At 71.8% G+C, this 13999-nt stretch carries 13 protein-coding genes and 3 pseudogenes; 8 read left to right on the top strand and 8 right to left on the bottom strand.

Annotation, left to right across the window (positions count from 1 at the left end; all coding sequences use genetic code 11):
- Positions 1 to 5: 5 nt before the first annotated feature.
- The gene (locus IF88_RS0124080) at positions 6 to 185 is read left to right on the top strand and encodes a helix-turn-helix transcriptional regulator (RefSeq protein WP_199808128.1); all 180 of its coding nucleotides are present in this window, start codon (positions 6 to 8) and stop codon (positions 183 to 185) included.
- Entirely contained in the window at positions 182 to 1159 is a 978-nt protein-coding gene (locus IF88_RS0124075; RefSeq protein WP_030716206.1) for an NAD(P)-dependent alcohol dehydrogenase, read from the top strand. The genes IF88_RS0124080 and IF88_RS0124075 overlap by 4 nt, the downstream gene beginning before the upstream one ends.
- On the opposite strand, the gene IF88_RS0124070 is transcribed toward IF88_RS0124075, so the two are convergent.
- Complete coding sequence (locus tag IF88_RS0124070; protein WP_030716204.1) at positions 1154 to 2062, bottom strand: endonuclease/exonuclease/phosphatase family protein; 909 nt, start codon at positions 2060 to 2062, stop codon at positions 1154 to 1156. The two genes, IF88_RS0124075 and IF88_RS0124070, sit on opposite strands and share 6 nt — an antisense overlap.
- Before the next feature lie 304 nt (positions 2063 to 2366).
- On the opposite strand from IF88_RS0124070, the gene IF88_RS0124065 reads away from it, so the two are divergent.
- Positions 2367 to 3254, top strand: a complete 888-nt coding sequence (locus tag IF88_RS0124065) for an ATP-grasp domain-containing protein (protein WP_030716202.1) — start codon at positions 2367 to 2369, stop codon at positions 3252 to 3254.
- Positions 3255 to 3278: 24 nt separating this feature from the next.
- Here IF88_RS0124065 and IF88_RS45640 read toward each other — a convergent pair whose 3' ends face one another.
- Positions 3279 to 3911, bottom strand: coding sequence for a hypothetical protein (locus IF88_RS45640; protein WP_030716200.1), 633 nt, complete (start codon positions 3909 to 3911; stop codon positions 3279 to 3281).
- Positions 3912 to 4057: 146 nt separating this feature from the next.
- Positions 4058 to 6118: an RICIN domain-containing protein gene (locus IF88_RS0124055; RefSeq protein WP_234323675.1), complete on the bottom strand. Its 2061-nt coding sequence runs from the start codon at positions 6116 to 6118 to the stop codon at positions 4058 to 4060.
- 859 nt (positions 6119 to 6977) lie between these two features.
- On the opposite strand from IF88_RS0124055, the pseudogene IF88_RS40745 reads away from it, so the two are divergent.
- Positions 6978 to 7207: pseudogene (locus IF88_RS40745) on the top strand (transposase family protein); the annotation flags it as partial.
- Positions 7155 to 7556 (top strand): annotated as a pseudogene (locus tag IF88_RS49625) (DUF6233 domain-containing protein); the annotation flags it as partial. The pseudogenes IF88_RS40745 and IF88_RS49625, both read left to right, overlap by 53 nt.
- Before the next feature lie 266 nt (positions 7557 to 7822).
- On the opposite strand, the gene IF88_RS0124045 reads toward IF88_RS49625, so the two are convergent.
- Together IF88_RS0124045 and IF88_RS0124040 are read right to left on the bottom strand one after the other, a co-directional pair.
- A complete protein-coding gene (locus IF88_RS0124045; protein WP_420710999.1) occupies positions 7823 to 8200 on the bottom strand; it encodes a CBS domain-containing protein in 378 nt (125 codons plus the stop codon).
- A gap of 297 nt (positions 8201 to 8497) precedes the next feature.
- Entirely contained in the window at positions 8498 to 9775 is a 1278-nt protein-coding gene (locus IF88_RS0124040) for a PP2C family protein-serine/threonine phosphatase (protein ID WP_107050620.1), read from the bottom strand.
- 77 nt (positions 9776 to 9852) lie between these two features.
- On the opposite strand from IF88_RS0124040, the gene IF88_RS46665 reads away from it, so the two are divergent.
- The gene (locus IF88_RS46665) at positions 9853 to 10014 is read left to right on the top strand and encodes a hypothetical protein (RefSeq protein WP_158754538.1); all 162 of its coding nucleotides are present in this window, start codon (positions 9853 to 9855) and stop codon (positions 10012 to 10014) included.
- A gap of 440 nt (positions 10015 to 10454) precedes the next feature.
- Here the strand turns inward: IF88_RS46665 and IF88_RS0124025 are convergent, their stop codons facing one another.
- On the bottom strand, positions 10455 to 11426 hold the full coding sequence (locus tag IF88_RS0124025; RefSeq protein ID WP_030716187.1) for a helix-turn-helix transcriptional regulator: 972 nt from the start codon (positions 11424 to 11426) through the stop codon (positions 10455 to 10457).
- Between the two features lie 97 nt (positions 11427 to 11523).
- Between IF88_RS0124025 and IF88_RS0124020 the strand changes: the two genes are divergently transcribed.
- Positions 11524 to 12159: a TIGR03086 family metal-binding protein gene (locus IF88_RS0124020; RefSeq protein WP_030716182.1), complete on the top strand. Its 636-nt coding sequence runs from the start codon at positions 11524 to 11526 to the stop codon at positions 12157 to 12159.
- Between the two features lie 3 nt (positions 12160 to 12162).
- Here IF88_RS0124020 and IF88_RS49405 read toward each other — a convergent pair.
- Positions 12163 to 12354, bottom strand: a pseudogene (locus tag IF88_RS49405) (transposase); the annotation flags it as partial.
- A gap of 171 nt (positions 12355 to 12525) precedes the next feature.
- On the opposite strand from IF88_RS49405, the gene IF88_RS0124010 reads away from it, so the two are divergent.
- Entirely contained in the window at positions 12526 to 13194 is a 669-nt protein-coding gene (locus IF88_RS0124010) for a DUF998 domain-containing protein (RefSeq protein WP_030716179.1), read from the top strand.
- Between the two features lie 205 nt (positions 13195 to 13399).
- Here IF88_RS0124010 and IF88_RS0124005 read toward each other — a convergent pair whose 3' ends face one another.
- A complete protein-coding gene (locus IF88_RS0124005; RefSeq protein ID WP_030716176.1) occupies positions 13400 to 13789 on the bottom strand; it encodes an ATP-binding protein in 390 nt (129 codons plus the stop codon).
- Positions 13790 to 13999: the final 210 nt, after the last annotated feature.

The raw sequence follows: 13999 nt of genomic DNA, 5'->3' as shown, positions 1-13999 counted from the left end.
GCGAGATGACGCAGGCCGAGCTCGCCCGCCGCATCGGCGTGACCCGGCAGACCGTCATCGCCATCGAGCAGGGCCGCTACTCGCCCTCCCTGGAGAACGCCTTCCAGATCGCCCGCGTGTTCGCCGTACCGCTCGACGCAGTGTTCCAGTACTCCGTGACCGAGGCAGAGGAAGACGACTCATGAAGGCCATCGTCCAGGACACCTACGGACCGCCCTCGGCGCTGCGGCTGGAGGAGACGGACCGGCCGGCGCCGGGCCGCGGCGAAGTGCTCATACGGGTCCACGCCGCGGGCGTGGACCAGGGCGTCTGGCACCTCATGGCGGGCATGCCGTACGCACTGCGCGCCATGGGCTTCGGCCTCCGGGCACCCAAGGCGCGCATCCGCGGCATGGACCTCGCGGGGCGGGTGGAGGCGGTCGGCGCGGACGTCACCCGCTTCCGGCCGGGCGACGAGGTGTACGGCAGCTGCGACGGGTCGTTCGCCGAGTACGCCTGCGCCAAGGAGGACGCGCTCGCGCCGAAACCGCGCAACCTCGGCTTCGAACAGGCCGCCGCCGTACCGGTCTCCGCCTGTACCGCGCTCAAGGCCCTGCGCGACGTCGGACGGATGAAGGCCGGGCAGTCCGTCCTCGTCCTCGGCGCGTCGGGCGGGGTCGGCACGTACGCCGTACAGCTGGCCAAGGCCTTCGGCGCCGCCCACGTCACCGGAGTCTGCAGCGCCGCCAAGGCGGACCTGGTCCGTTCCATCGGCGCCGACGAGGTCGTCGACTACGCGCAGCGGGACCCGGCCGACGGCAGCCGGCGCTACGACCTCATCCTCGACATCGCCGGCAACCGGCCCGTCTCCCGGCTCCGCCGCGCCCTCACCCCGCGCGGGACCCTCGTCATCGTCGGCGGCGAAGGGGGCGGCCGGTGGCTCGGCGGGAACGAGCGGCAGCTCGGCGCGCTCCTGCTGTCCCCCTTCGTCGGCCACCGTCTGCGCACCGTCGCCGCCATGGAGCACCACCACAGCGACCTCCAGGTGCTCAACGAGCTCATCGAGGCCGGCTCGGTGACCCCCGTGGTCGACCGGAGCTACCCGCTGGCCGAAGTTCCCGATGCCATCCGCTACCTGAGGGAGGGCCACGTCCGCGGAAAGATCGTGATCCGGCTATGAGCCGCCGAGCGTGACGCGGGCGGCGACCGGCAGGTGGTCGCTGCCGGTCGCGGGCAGCGTCCGGACCTCGGCCACCGTCGCCGAACGGGTCAGGACCTGGTCGATCCGGGACACCGGGAGGGCCGCGGGCCAGCTGAAGGCGATACCCCGTCGGGGCGCCCGCAGCCGCGAGGTGAGCGGGGCGAGACCGCGGTCGTCCACCGTGCCGTTGAGGTCGCCCAGCAGGATCACCGTGTCCAGCCGCTCCGCGGCGACGGCCGCACCCAGCAGATCCGCGCTCTCGTCCCGCAGACCGGAGCTGAAACCGCTCGGCCGGATCCGCACCGAGGGCAGGTGGGCCACGTACACGGCGATATCACCCCGCGGCGTGCGCACCCCGGCCCGCAGGCCACGGCTCCAGCCCTCCCCGATCCCGGCCGGCTTGATGTCCAGGCGCCGGACCTCCGTCAGCGGATGCCTCGACCAGAGCCCGACCGTGCCCTCGACCGCGTGGTGGGGGAACTCCGCCGCCAGGGCCGATTCGTAGACCGGCAGCGCGGCGGGCGTCAGCTCCTCCAGAGCGACGAGGTCCGGCGCGGCCCGCAGCAGTGCCGCCGCGGTGCCCGCGGGATCGGGGTTCTCGTCACTGACGTTGTGCTGCACCGCCGTCAGGTCGTGGGGGCCGCCGCCGGAGGGCAGCAGCAACCCGCCGAAGAGGACCCCCCACACGGCGGCGAGCAGCAGCAGGGCCGACAGGGCGGTGGCCGAGCGGCGCACCAGGGCCGCTACGAGCAGAACCGGAACCGCCAGGCCCAGCCACGGCAGGAAGGCCTCCAGCAGACTGCCGAGGCGGCCGACGCCGTTGGGCACGGTCCGGTGGAAGGCGAGGAGCCCGGCGACCAGGACGGCGAGCCAGGCCGTCACGCGACCCCGCGTCCAGGCCGAGCGGCCCCGCGCGTCCCTGCCGCGCCACCGACCGCTGCCGTGCCATCGACCGCTGCCGTGCCACCGGACGCCCGCCCGGCGCCACCGGCCACCGCCGCGCACACCACTGTCGACCTGCTCCACCAACGCCGTCCCGCCCCTCCGCCTTCGGACCCGGTTCCCGTCCCGCAGCCATGAGCACGACGCTGCCCGGTACGACGCACCAGCCACCGGCCGGGTTCCCTCCCACCGACGGACGGCGCATGGAAGAGTGATCGTCGGCATGTGACGAGGGGAGAGCCGCATGAGTGCTGCAAGGATCGCGATCGTGACGGGCGAGACCGGCGTCGACGAGGACCCGGACCTCCCCCTCGTCCTGGCGGCCCTGCGCGCCGCGGGACTGTCAGCGGAGGCCGTGGCCTGGGACGCCGACCCGAAGGAGTGGGACGGCTTCGACCTGGCGGTCATCCGCTCGACCTGGGACTACGTGGGACGGCTCGAGGAGTTCCTGGCCTGGGCCGACGCGACGGCCGAGGTCACCCGGCTGTGGAACCCGGCGCCGCTGGTGCGCTGGAACAGCGACAAACGCTATCTGCGGGAGCTCGCCGAGCGCGGAGTCCCCGTGGTGCCGACGCGCTTCGTCGAACCCGGCGGGCCCTGCGCCGAGGAGGACTTCGACGGGCCTCACGGAGTGGTGGTCAAGCCCACGGTCTCCGCGGGCGCCCGCGACACCGCACGGTACGAACCCGGCCACCAGGCGGATGCCATGGCCCACGCCCGGCTGCTGCTGGACCAAGGCCGTACCGCCATGGTCCAGCCCTACCTGCGCCGCGTGGACGAGGGGGAACGCGCCCTGGTCTTCTTCTCCGGCACCTTCAGCCACGCCATCCGCAAGCAGTCCGTGCTCACCGAGGCGGGGGTGACGGACAACTTCCGGGTGCCGCACCCAGGGGCCACCCCGTACCGGCCCTCCGAGGCGGAGCTCCGGACGGCGCGGCAGGCGCTGGCCGCGGTCCCGGCACCGGGCGACCTGCTGTTCGCCCGAGTGGACCTGGCACTGGACGAGACCGGGCGACCGGTGGTCATGGAGCTGGAACTCATCGAGCCGAACCTGTTCCTCCGGCTCGACCCACAAGGGCTGGAACGTTTCGTCGAAGCCGTGGCGGCCGAGGTCCGGCACGCCACGGCTTAGGGGCCACTCCAGCCGACGGCTCCGCTAGCCCAGCCCGAGGCGGATCCGCCGACGGCGGCGCAGGAAGAGGCCGACGGCCGCCCCGGCCAGGGCGGTCGCCGCCACACCCGCCGTCGTCCACCAGACGGCGTCCCCCTCGGCGTCGGAGTCGGAGGCCGGCACCTGCGCCGCGGACGCGGCCGGGGCGGCGGCCGACGGGGAAGCGGCCGACGGCTGCGCGGCGGACGGGATGCCCGGAGCCGCGGCGGAGGCGGTCGGCGCACCGGTGGCCGGCGCCGGGTCCACCACGGGTACGGCGACTTCGAGGTCTCCGTGCCCGAGGGACGGGAACCCCACGTCGACGCTGACCTTCCAGGAACCCGGCGGCAGGGCCTCGGCCGTGGTCCAGCCGGCGGGTGCCGCGGCGGGATCGCGCACCAGGCGCCAGGGGCCCAGGGTGCGGGCGCCGTCGACGCTGACCGCGTTCACGGTGGCGGCGACCGCCTCGTCGACGGCGTCCCCGTCGTTCTCCCAGGTGATGTCGGCGGTGACGTGGCCCGCCCGCTGCCCGGTCACCACCACCTTCACGGTGTCTCCGTGGGCGTGGGCCGCAACAGGGGTCAGCAACATGAGGCCGAGTGCGGTCAGGACGGCCGAGAAAGCGATTCGTATGCGCATCGTCGGGGTGCTCCGGTCGAGATGAGGGGGACCGGCGGACGGCCGCGCGGGGCGGCCGTCCGCCGGGGCGGGTTCACGGCGTCAGGGCGTCACGGCGGCGGGGCCGCGAGGGCCCGCGGAGCCGTGGCGTCGCGTCGCGACAGGGCTCAGCCGGCCTTCTGGACGGTCCAGGCCTGAGCCGCGCGGCCGTCCGCACGCTGGAGGTCGAGCAGCCAGTTCCCGTAGTAGGGGCGGTTGCTGACGGTGAGGGCGAAGCCGCCGCTCGCGTCGGTGACGGTGACCGCGCCACCGCGGGAGGCCAGCTTCCAGGCCTGCGCGCCGTTGCCCTTGTCGCAGGGCTGCTGCGCGACCCACATGCCCGCGGCGGGCGTGCCGCCCGGCTGCAGGCACTTGCCGGAGACCGCGGACCGCATGCGGACCTGGCCGTTGCCGGCGTCGTCGAAGAACCACTGCTGCTGGGCGTACCCGTTGGCGCGGCCGCCGACGAGCACCGTGCCGTCGGCGGTGCGGCCGCCCCATACCTCGGCCGCCATGCCGGTGCTGCCGTTGCCGAGCGTGTACTTGCTGCCCGGGGTGGTCGCCCCGCCGCCCGTTCCCGGCGTCTTGAAGGACGCGGCCTTGCCGGGTCCGCTGTCACGCCCGGAGCTGTCGCGGACGGAGACGGTGACCGAGTACGACGTGTCGGGCTGCAGGTTGTAGATGCGCAGCGCCTGCGACTGGACCCAGGTCAGGTGCTTGCCGTTCAGGAGGACCTGGTACCAGGAGGCACCCTCGACCTTGGGCCAGCTCACCACGACGGAGTCGGACTGGATCTGGGCCGCCGTCGCGGCCGGGCCGCCGCCGGGCTTCTTCGTCGGCGTGGGCGTCGGCTTCTTGGTCGGCGTCGGGTTCGGGTTCGGGCCCGGGTCTGTGCCGTCACCGCCCTTCGTGCGCATCAGGAACTGGTTGTCGGCGATGTTCCAGTGCGTGGCCAGGTAGCTTCCGGCCTTGGGGCTGGTGTGGAAGTAGTCGTCGTGGTTGCAGTCCAGGATGTTCTCGGACGCCTGGTTGGTGCAGACGTTGCGCATCTGCGGGTAGTAAGGGGTGTCCGAGTAGCACATGACGTCGTACTCGTCGGTGCAGTGGGCGCCACGGCTGGTGTTCGGGGCGCTGTTGTTGACCGCGCCCAGGTTGTGCCCGAGCTCGTGAGCGGCGGTGTGGCCGCCCCAGCAGCCGGAGTCCGTACGGCCGTAGGACGGGCCGAAGTTGCTCTGGTTGGCCTGGCCGGGCCGCTCGTCGCCCGCGAAGGTGCCGATGCCGCAGTAGACCTGGGTGTCCGCGAAGATCATGTACTTGCGGTCGCGGCGGTCGAGGCCCTTGCCGGCGAGCGCGTTGTTGGTCGCGCTGAACTCGGTCAGTGCCGAGGCCGGGAGCTCGATGTTGAGCACCGTGGGGGTGCAGTCCGCGGCCGTGACGTAACGGATGTGGCGTACGCCGCCGGTCTCCTGGGCGCTCGCCGAGTAGATGAGGTCGGCGTCGGCCGCCCACTTGCGGAACGAGGCGACGTACTCGGAGTAGCGGTCGTTGCCGGGGGCGTGGACGTACACGACCTGCACGCGGTTGCCGGTGCTGCCGTCGCCGTCGCACTGGACGGTCTGGCCCGCGGGGCCCGCGGCGACGGCCTGGCTACCGCCGGCGGCGGCCGGTTCGGGTGCCTTCGCCTTGGTCGCCGCGGCGTCGGCGGCGGGCGCGTCCTGAGGACGCCCGCCACCTTCCTTGGAGGCAGGGTCTTCGGCGGCGGGGCGGGAGGGATCCGCCGCCGGAGCGGTCTCCTTGACGGCCGGGGCGATGTCCTTCGTGATGTCGACGCCCTTGGGCGGGGCGTCGGGGCCGTGGGTACACAGGCCGGTGTCGGTGCGGTAGACACCGACGCACCGGTCGCCCTTCGGCGCGGCCTGGAGGCCGTCGTAGATCATGCCGCGCTCGTTCTCGTTGGCGGGCGCGGCGGCGATCGGCTCGGGCTCCTGGTCCCGGGCGGGCGCGGCGGCCGGTGCGGCGGCCTCCGCGGCCTGAACGGGCGACACCGCCTGGGCGCCGTCGCCGAGTCCGGAGTAGGCGATGCCTGCGGCTATCACCGCCGCCGTTGCCGTGGCGGCGGTGATGAGTATCAACCTCCGCGGTTTGCGGCGGTGGTCGGCGGCGGCGCGACGTCTGCGTCGTCCTGTCATGGGCACCTCAAATCATTGTCGAAAGACTGGGTGCGCGGAAGCCTGCCAGACGAATGCCGCGGAGAATTCGGACAAACGGGAGCGTGCTTCGAGAAATCATTCCGTTACCTGTTCACCTGATTTGACGAACAGTCAATTAGCAATAAAACAAGGTGAGTTACGCGCGTCGCGCGGCAATGGTCCAGGCCATTCGGGACGGGTTGTTATCAAATCGAGATACTATGCGGAGGCTTATTGACGGGAATTCAGTCAGGAATTCACCTAATTACTACCTGTCGAATTCCCTCCGTCACGACCCGTGAGGAGTCGTCAGTGCGCGCGCCCCGCCCAGCAGTCGGGCCGCGACCCGCAGGCCGCCCCGGGTTGTCGTACCCCGCCCCTGCCACCGGAATGCCCGCACGCTCACGATCGAGAGGGTTCGGTGCTGCACCCCCGTTCCGAAGAGGCGTACGCCGCGTTTCGTTCCGGATCGGGTGAGTTGGGTGCCACGCTGGGGGAGACCGCCTGGCTGGGATGCGGGAAGGCGCACCGTGCCATCTGTCCGGCCGGGAATGACTGTGCTCCCTGCCCGAACGCCGTGGCGGAAGGGGCAGGGCATCTGCCGCACGTGCGCGGGGAAGCACCTACGCGGCCTGTCGAGTGGTTCAGGCTGGACGACTGCGAGATGAAGAGCGCGGGTTGTCGACCCCGGCAGTTCCACAGCGTGCGGTCGCGGAGCAGCCGTGCGTCGTCTCCGTGGACTTGGTGAAGAGCCAGGAAGGAGCCAGACGTCTCGGTGCGCGCGCTGGGGTTGCTGCGCCGTCTGGCCGATGCAAGGTCCGGACCGCGGACGACGACGGCTGACGCGTGGTCATGGGTCCGGGGCACCGGCCTGGTCATCCCGCACCGTCGCGAACGCGGTCAGACCGAACTGCCTGCATGGAAGGAGGAGTACAACACATCCCACCGCAAGGTCCGGCCCGCGTCGAGCACGTCTTCGCGCGGATGAAGACCTGGAAGATCCTTCGCGACTGCCGTCTGAAGGGCGACGGCGTTCATGCCGCGATGCTCGGCATCGCCGGACTGCACAACCTTGCCCTCACGGGATGACTCCCGCCCCACACGAGACCACCTTCAAGAGAGGCCCGAGGAAGACGGCTCCCTAGCGAGCTGGAGGCCCGGCTGGCGGGCTGTACGGGCGTGGCTGGGCTGGCAGCAGAAGCTGGCCGATCGGGCGATCAGCGAGCTGGAAGCAAACCTGGCCGCCGAGGCGGCCCGCCGGCTCCCGCCCCCACCGCCGGACTGGAAGCTCGAATCCATGCGGACCGGGTCCGGGCCGAAGGCGCTTCGCGTCCGCGCCGGGGACTGGGCGACGAGCGGTGGCAAGCCCCTCGGCCGTGAGGAAGCCCGCCGGATGCTCGCCGAGGGCGTCGGGCGCTGCCCCTACCGCAGTCCCGAGAACGCACTCGGAAGGGTGCGGCCTTGGCCGGCAGAGCCGCTACGGGGGCCGCGCCCCGGCCTTCGGGCGGCTGGCCCCTTAGACCGCGACAGCGTGCAGCCACGGGAGGCTCCTCGCGCGGGTGCGAAGCGCCAGCGGGCCCACCGGCGCCCGGCCACCGGCGTCCGCAGGGGCGGCGCCGGAGCGAACGGCCCGGGACGGGTGCGCCGCTCCGGCCAACCCATAACGCCGTCCTCCCCGAAAAGGTCACTCCCGCCTGCGCTGGCCTATGCGGCCGGTCGGTCGACGGATAGGGCCTGGAGGAGATCGCCGACCTGCTGGTCGGGCAGAGCGTGGGCGGCGTCCGCCGAGGCGACGATGCCGACCAGGCGGTGCCCGTTGATGACGGGCAGGCGCCGTACCTGGTGCTCGCCCATCGTGCGCAGGATCTCGGCTGCGTCGTCGTCGGCGCCGGTGGTGACGGCCTCACCCTGGGCGAGGGCGCCAGCCTTGACCCGGGCGGGGTCCTTGCCCGCTCCCAGGACCTTCACGACGATGTCGCGGTCGGTGAGCATGGCCTCGCGCTGGTCGAGGCCCCCCGAGCCTTGATCAGCGCCGGTCCCGCTTCGGTGGCAATCGATCAAGGTCGCGGTGTCATAGGACACCCGGGAGCGTGCGCCTTACGGCGGTCTCCATCGGGCCGGTATCCCTGGGGCCGGTGCGAGGCGAAGGAAGGACCCGGGGTGGTGTTGCGGCCGCCGGGTGAGCCGATGCTGGCGCAGGCTGCGGAGTCGGTTCCGGGCCCCGGTCTGCTGCGTGATCTTGCGTTTGAGCAGAAGTTCGACAGTTCACCAGACACGTCGTGATGTCTCATCCGGGCAGCCCTCGGACGGCCCGTCACGGCATGGGAAGCGCCAGTACCCACGTATCGTATCCGGGGCAAAGCAAGGCGCCAGGGCCACTCACAGGCCGTCTGGCACCGCCGGAGAGCCCCTGGGCCACGGCTTCTGCTTCACTCCGCCGGGCGATGCCTGCTGAGTGTCCGCACCGGAGCTGACGTGCCGCTGGGTCTCCTGGGGGCCGTGCCAGTCCAGGCACATCACGGTGGCGTCGTCCTCGAGCCGGCCGTCGGCGGCATCCCGGACTGCGGACGTCAGCGTCAGCGCGGCCTCCCGCGGGTGCAGGTCCCGAGTGTGCTCCAACAGGTCCGGCAGGTCGACTTTTTCTCCATGACGTTCGAGCATGCCGTCGGTGAGCATGAGCAGGCGGTCACCGGGGCGCAGATCGATGTCCTGAACGCGGTAGGGGTGGGACGTGAGGGACAGGGACAGCCCGAAGGGATGGTCCACCTTGCAGGGGATCGTCTCCGCAGCCCCCTCGCGCATGCGTAGTGGCCAGGGGTGTCCGGCGTTGACGAGTTGGGCCTGTCCGCTGTGGAGGTTGATGCGCAGCAGCTGGCCGGTGGCGTGACCGTGACCGTGGGCGGCGAGTGCCTGATCGGCTCGGTGGGCCTGATCGGCCAGGCCGGCTCCTGCGCGGCGGGCGCCGCGCAGGGCGCTCACCAGGACCGTGGCGGTCAGGGCGGCGTCGATGTCGTGGCCCATAGGATCGGTCACCGACAGGTGCAGGGCGTCGCGGTCCAGGCTGTAGTCGAAGGTGTCGCCGCTGAGGTTTTCGGAAGGCTCCAGGTTCCCGCACAGTGTGAACTGTGCCGCCTCGCACGACAGTGACGGGGGCAGCAGCTGGTACTGGATCTCTGCCGCCAGGGTAGGGGGGATGGAGCGTTTGCCCCACGTGTAGAGGTCGGTGAAGCGTCCGTTGGCGATCACGATGTAGGCCAGGATGTGGGCGGCTTCCCCGACCGCGCCAAGGATGTCCTCGCTGGGAGCGGTCGGCAGGAGGAGTTCCAGCAGCCCGATCGCGTCCCCTCGATTGGTGACAGGCGCGATCACACGCTGTCCCTGATCGGTCGCTTCCTGATACAGCCGCTGGGTGCGGATCACTTCCTCGTAAGCGCTGCCGAGCGTGGGTATCCGCTCCGCCTCCCGGCGGCCCTCCGCGGCACCGGCCGTGTACAGCCGCGCCACTGCTTTCCCCGTCAGGTCCACGATGAGGAAGGAGACCTTCCTGGCCCCGAAACGCCGCCGCAGGTCCTCCGCGATCACGTCTACGGCCTCCACCGGCGCCGCCGTCTCCGCTGCGGTCAGAAGCCGGGGAAGCTCACTCTGCCCACCGCTCACGATGACGGCTCCCTCCACCGGCTTCTTTACCAGCTTGAGAGCCTCCACCGTCAGCGTCAAACTGTGGCCAGTCGGCCATGACCACAACGTTGGCAGCTCTCGGGCTGCTGGGTCCGCTCGCCGACCTGCACTTCATTCCCTTGGCTCGTATTGACGCCGGGGTCCCCGAGATCGCTCCGTCCGCGCTGCGTATGAGGGAGTCCCGCTACAACAAGTTGCGGGCAAAGAAGATCACCTAAACCAGCATGCCAGCGACAGCACCCCGCTCGCGGGAAGCCTTGTGAATCGGTCGGCGACTGTGACGGCGGGAGTCCCACCCGCAGCTGACAGCGCCAGCGGACTCGGAGGACGCGGTCCGAGGCAGAGTGGGAATGAGCGACGCATCCACAGCATGCGGACCGCCTCCCGCTCCGTGGGCACCGCGGCCAGGACGTCCAGCGCGCTGCGCAGCTCTTGCCCACCACCCGTCGTCGAGGCCCGGGTTCGCCAGGAGTTCAGGGGTGTCGGGGGAGACGACGGGGTGGGCGATGCGGGTGAGCAGGTCGGCGTTGCGTGGTCGCACAGGCGGGCCGCCGCCAGGCCGTAGGTGAGCAGTGCGTGGACGAGGACTACGCAGTGGCCCTGGTCGTCGAGATCGGGCGCGTTGGGCATCCCGAAAGCGGTTCCGGTTCGCCATCGGCTACTGGCCGTGCGGTGCGTTCGGTTCGTGCTCCGCGTACATCCCCGTGAGTTCGGCGGCGATCCGGGCCAGCCACTGCCGTACCTCCGGCGGCTCCAGTACCTCGACCCGCGCTCCCAGCCCGGCCAGATGTCCTGCCAGGGCCTTGGCGGCCGGGCCGTCGACCCACACCTCGGTCCAGCCGTCGGGCAGCGGATCGCCGACGCGCACGCGGCCGCCGAGGAACCGTTGCAGCAGGGCCAGCGTGTCGGGGTGGACGCGGGCCCGGGCGGTCACCGCGTACATGCCGTCCTGAAAGGCTCCGGACAGCGTCTGCCAAGCCGTGGCGAGGTCGAAGTCGGGCGGCCGGGCCACCGGTTCGCCTGTCGGCTCAACGGAGGTGACCCGGCTGAGCCGGAAGGTGCGCAGGCCCTTGTCCGTACCGGCGACAAGGTAATCCACGCCCGCCTTGGTCACGAGCCCGAGGGGGTCGACGGTGCGTTCGCCGGCTGGTTTGCCGACGCCCGCGTACCCGAGGTGGACGCGGATCCCGTCCACGACGGCGCCCTGGAGCGCGGAGCGGTGGGCGGCATCGGCGGTGAGGGCGTTGCGGGACCAGTCCGTGGCGTCGACGACCCCCGCGCGAGTCGCGGCTTGGGCCTGCGCCCGCATGGTCGGCGGCAGGGCCCGGACCAGCTTGCGCAGGGTGGTGCGCAGTTCGGGGGTGGCCGACAGGGGGCCGGTGACGAGGAAGAGCGCCCGGGTCTCGTCGGCGGTCAGCCCGGTGAGGTTGGTACGGGCCCCGCCGACGAGGGACCAGCCGCCGCCGCGGCCGCGTTGCGAGTAGACGGGGATGCCTGCCGCAGCCAAGGCCTCCAGATCTCGGCGCGCGGTGCGCTCGGACACCTCCAGTTCGGCGGCCACTTCGGGGACGGTGACGCGGCCGCGTTCTTGGAGGAAGAGCAGGGTCGCCACCAGCCGGTCGGCTCTCATGTGCCCTTTTCCTCCTTCGTGGGTGGCGCGTCGTCGCCTTTCATTCTCTTCGGAAAACAGGCCAGAAGGTGGCCACTTTTGCTTACAGGATGAACCCATGAACAAGACCGAACAGCTCATCGAGACCCCCTCCGACTCCACCGGTACCGTCGCCGCCCCCTTCTCCTTCGATCCGCGGACCGACCTCGCCGCGGCCGTCGAGCTGGCGGGCCGTACGCTGGCCGCCGTCCGGCCCGAGCAGTACGACGCCCCGACCCCCTGCGAGGAGTTCGATGTACGGCGGCTGTCGAGCCACCTCGTCGCCGTCGTGCGCCGGATCGCGGTGATCGGGCGCGGCGAGGACCCGTTCAGCGTCCCGTCCTTCGCCGACGAGATCGCCGACGGCGCATGGGCGGCGGCCTGGGCGCCGGGTGCCCGTGAGGTCGCCGAGGTGTGGGCGGATCCGGGCATCCTCGGCCGGCAGCTGCGCCTGCCGATGGGCGTCCTGCCGGGCGCGGCCGCCGCGGCCGTCTACACCCACGAACTCACGGTGCACACCTGGGACCTGGCCAGGGCGACCGGACAGGCCCCGGACTGGGACCCGGCCCTCATCGAGCGTGTGATCGGTGTCGTACGCCGCGCGCTGCCGGCCGAAACCCGCGGCGGGCGGATCCCCTTCGCAGAGGTGGTGGCCGTGGGACCCGAGGCCCCGGCCATCGACAGGCTGGTGGCCTGGGCCGGACGCCGGCCCTGAGGTCCCCGGGGCGGGGGACGGCCTCCTGGGCGCACCGGCCGGCGTGCCGGCCTTCGCGCGCAGGTTTCTGAACCCGCGGCGGACCCGGGCAGGGGTGAGTCTGTTCGGTTCCGCCGGCCTCTCCCACGGGCGGCGGAGATCACGCGTGAGGGGGCGGGCGAGGCGGAGCTGAGCGTGCGGGGCCAGCCATGTCCAGCCGACAGTTGGCCGGGTGAGTGGGCTGGGTGGCCTGCGAGGTAGCGGAGCTACGCACGTTCCGTGAGTACCGCCAGGAGACCGTGATCCAGCACACATTAATCAGAGCGATGACTTTGCTGGTCTCGGTCGGTCGGATGAGCGACAACGCAACTTGAGGAAGGCTCGTTCATGACCCCCACGCGCAGTGCATCCCAACATGTCGCTCCCGTAGCGCCCGCGTCCCGCGCGGCGGTACGTCGGTGGCTGGCTGGCGGCATCGCGGCCGGTCCGGTGTTCCTCGTGGCCGGAATCGCGCAGGGAGCCGCCCGTGACGGCTTCGATTTCAGCCGGAACGCCCTCAGCCAGCTTGCGCTCGGCGAGGCTGGCTGGGTTCAGACGGTGAACTTCCTGCTCGTCGGCACCCTGCTGGTTACGGGTGCGGTCGGTCTGCGCCGGGTGCTGGGTGGGACCCCCGGCGGCACCTGGGGGCCGGTCCTGACCGGTGTCTTCGGTGCCTCTTTCTGGGCCGCGGCGGCCTTCCCGGCCGACGCCGGAGCGGGCTTTCCCACCGGAGCGCCCGACGCGACCGTGATGAGCGGCCACGGTGTCGTCCACATGGCCGCCGGCATGGTCGGCTACCTCGCTCTGTGTGCCGCCTTCGTCGTGCTCGCCGGCTCGCTCGCCGCCCGGGGCCACCGCAGGTGGGCCGTGGCCTCGCGTCTCGTCCCCGTCGCCGTCCTCGCCGGCTTCGCGGCCTCCGCCGCCTCCGTCCTGGCCTTCACAGCCGGAGCTGGCCTTGGCCTGCTGTGGCTGACAGCGGTGACGACACGCCTGGCTTCCGATCCAGTGAACCGCTAACCGCTGGTCCCTCGCGTACGGGGGCAGGCACAACGTGGCGTCGACGTGGAGGAGCATGTTCAGCTCCTCCACGTCGTAGCGGGAGAAGGCCGTGGCGTACCGCTCGGCCACCGTGGCTCGGCCCCGCTGCAGCGCGCTGTTGGTTGAGGCGACGGTGCAGCTTGGTGGCGATCCGGTACCCCCACGTCCGCAGCGGCCTTCGGCGTTACCGGGCGAGGAGGGCGCTGACGGTCTTGCCGCCGGCCGCGCGGCGGGTGACCGCGGTGGCGCGGGCGAGGCGGTTGACCATGGGCCAGCCGAAGCCTCCGGTGCCGCCGTTCAGGTCGGGGGTGCGCATGCGCGGGGCCCGCGGACTGCGGTCGTGGACGGTCACCTCGATGCTGTCCGGCCGCGCGGTCAGGTCCAAGGTGCAGGTGCCGCCTCCGTGGCGCAGGGCATTGGTGACGAGCTCCGAGACGACCAGGACCACGGTGTCGGCGGCCTCGGCCGCGATCGGGTGTACGAGGCGGTCGAGGAAAGCCCGAGCGCTCTCGCGTGCGCCGGCGACGGATGTCGCTGAGCGGACGGTTGCGACGTTGACGCTCATCGTGTCCATCAGGTCACCCTGGTCTCTGGATCGTCAATGCCCGGTCCTGTCTGCCCGGCTTGTGCCCGCCCGGCGACCGGCTAACCCGGCAGCGGCAGGGCCTCCGACGCTGTTCGAATGATCACGCGCGAAGCCTGCGGCGGCTGCAGTGCCGAGCCAGACGCGGTGCCACCTGCCGTAGGGCTGTGGCCGCACCGGGGTGGAGCCGCTCCTCGCCCC

The sequence above is a fragment of the Streptomyces sp. NRRL F-2580 genome (genome assembly GCF_000720115.1).
Taxonomy (GTDB): Bacteria; Actinomycetota; Actinomycetes; order Streptomycetales; family Streptomycetaceae; genus Streptomyces.
Note: the sequence above shows the minus strand (reverse complement) of the source record. Positions and strands in the feature narration are given on the sequence as shown.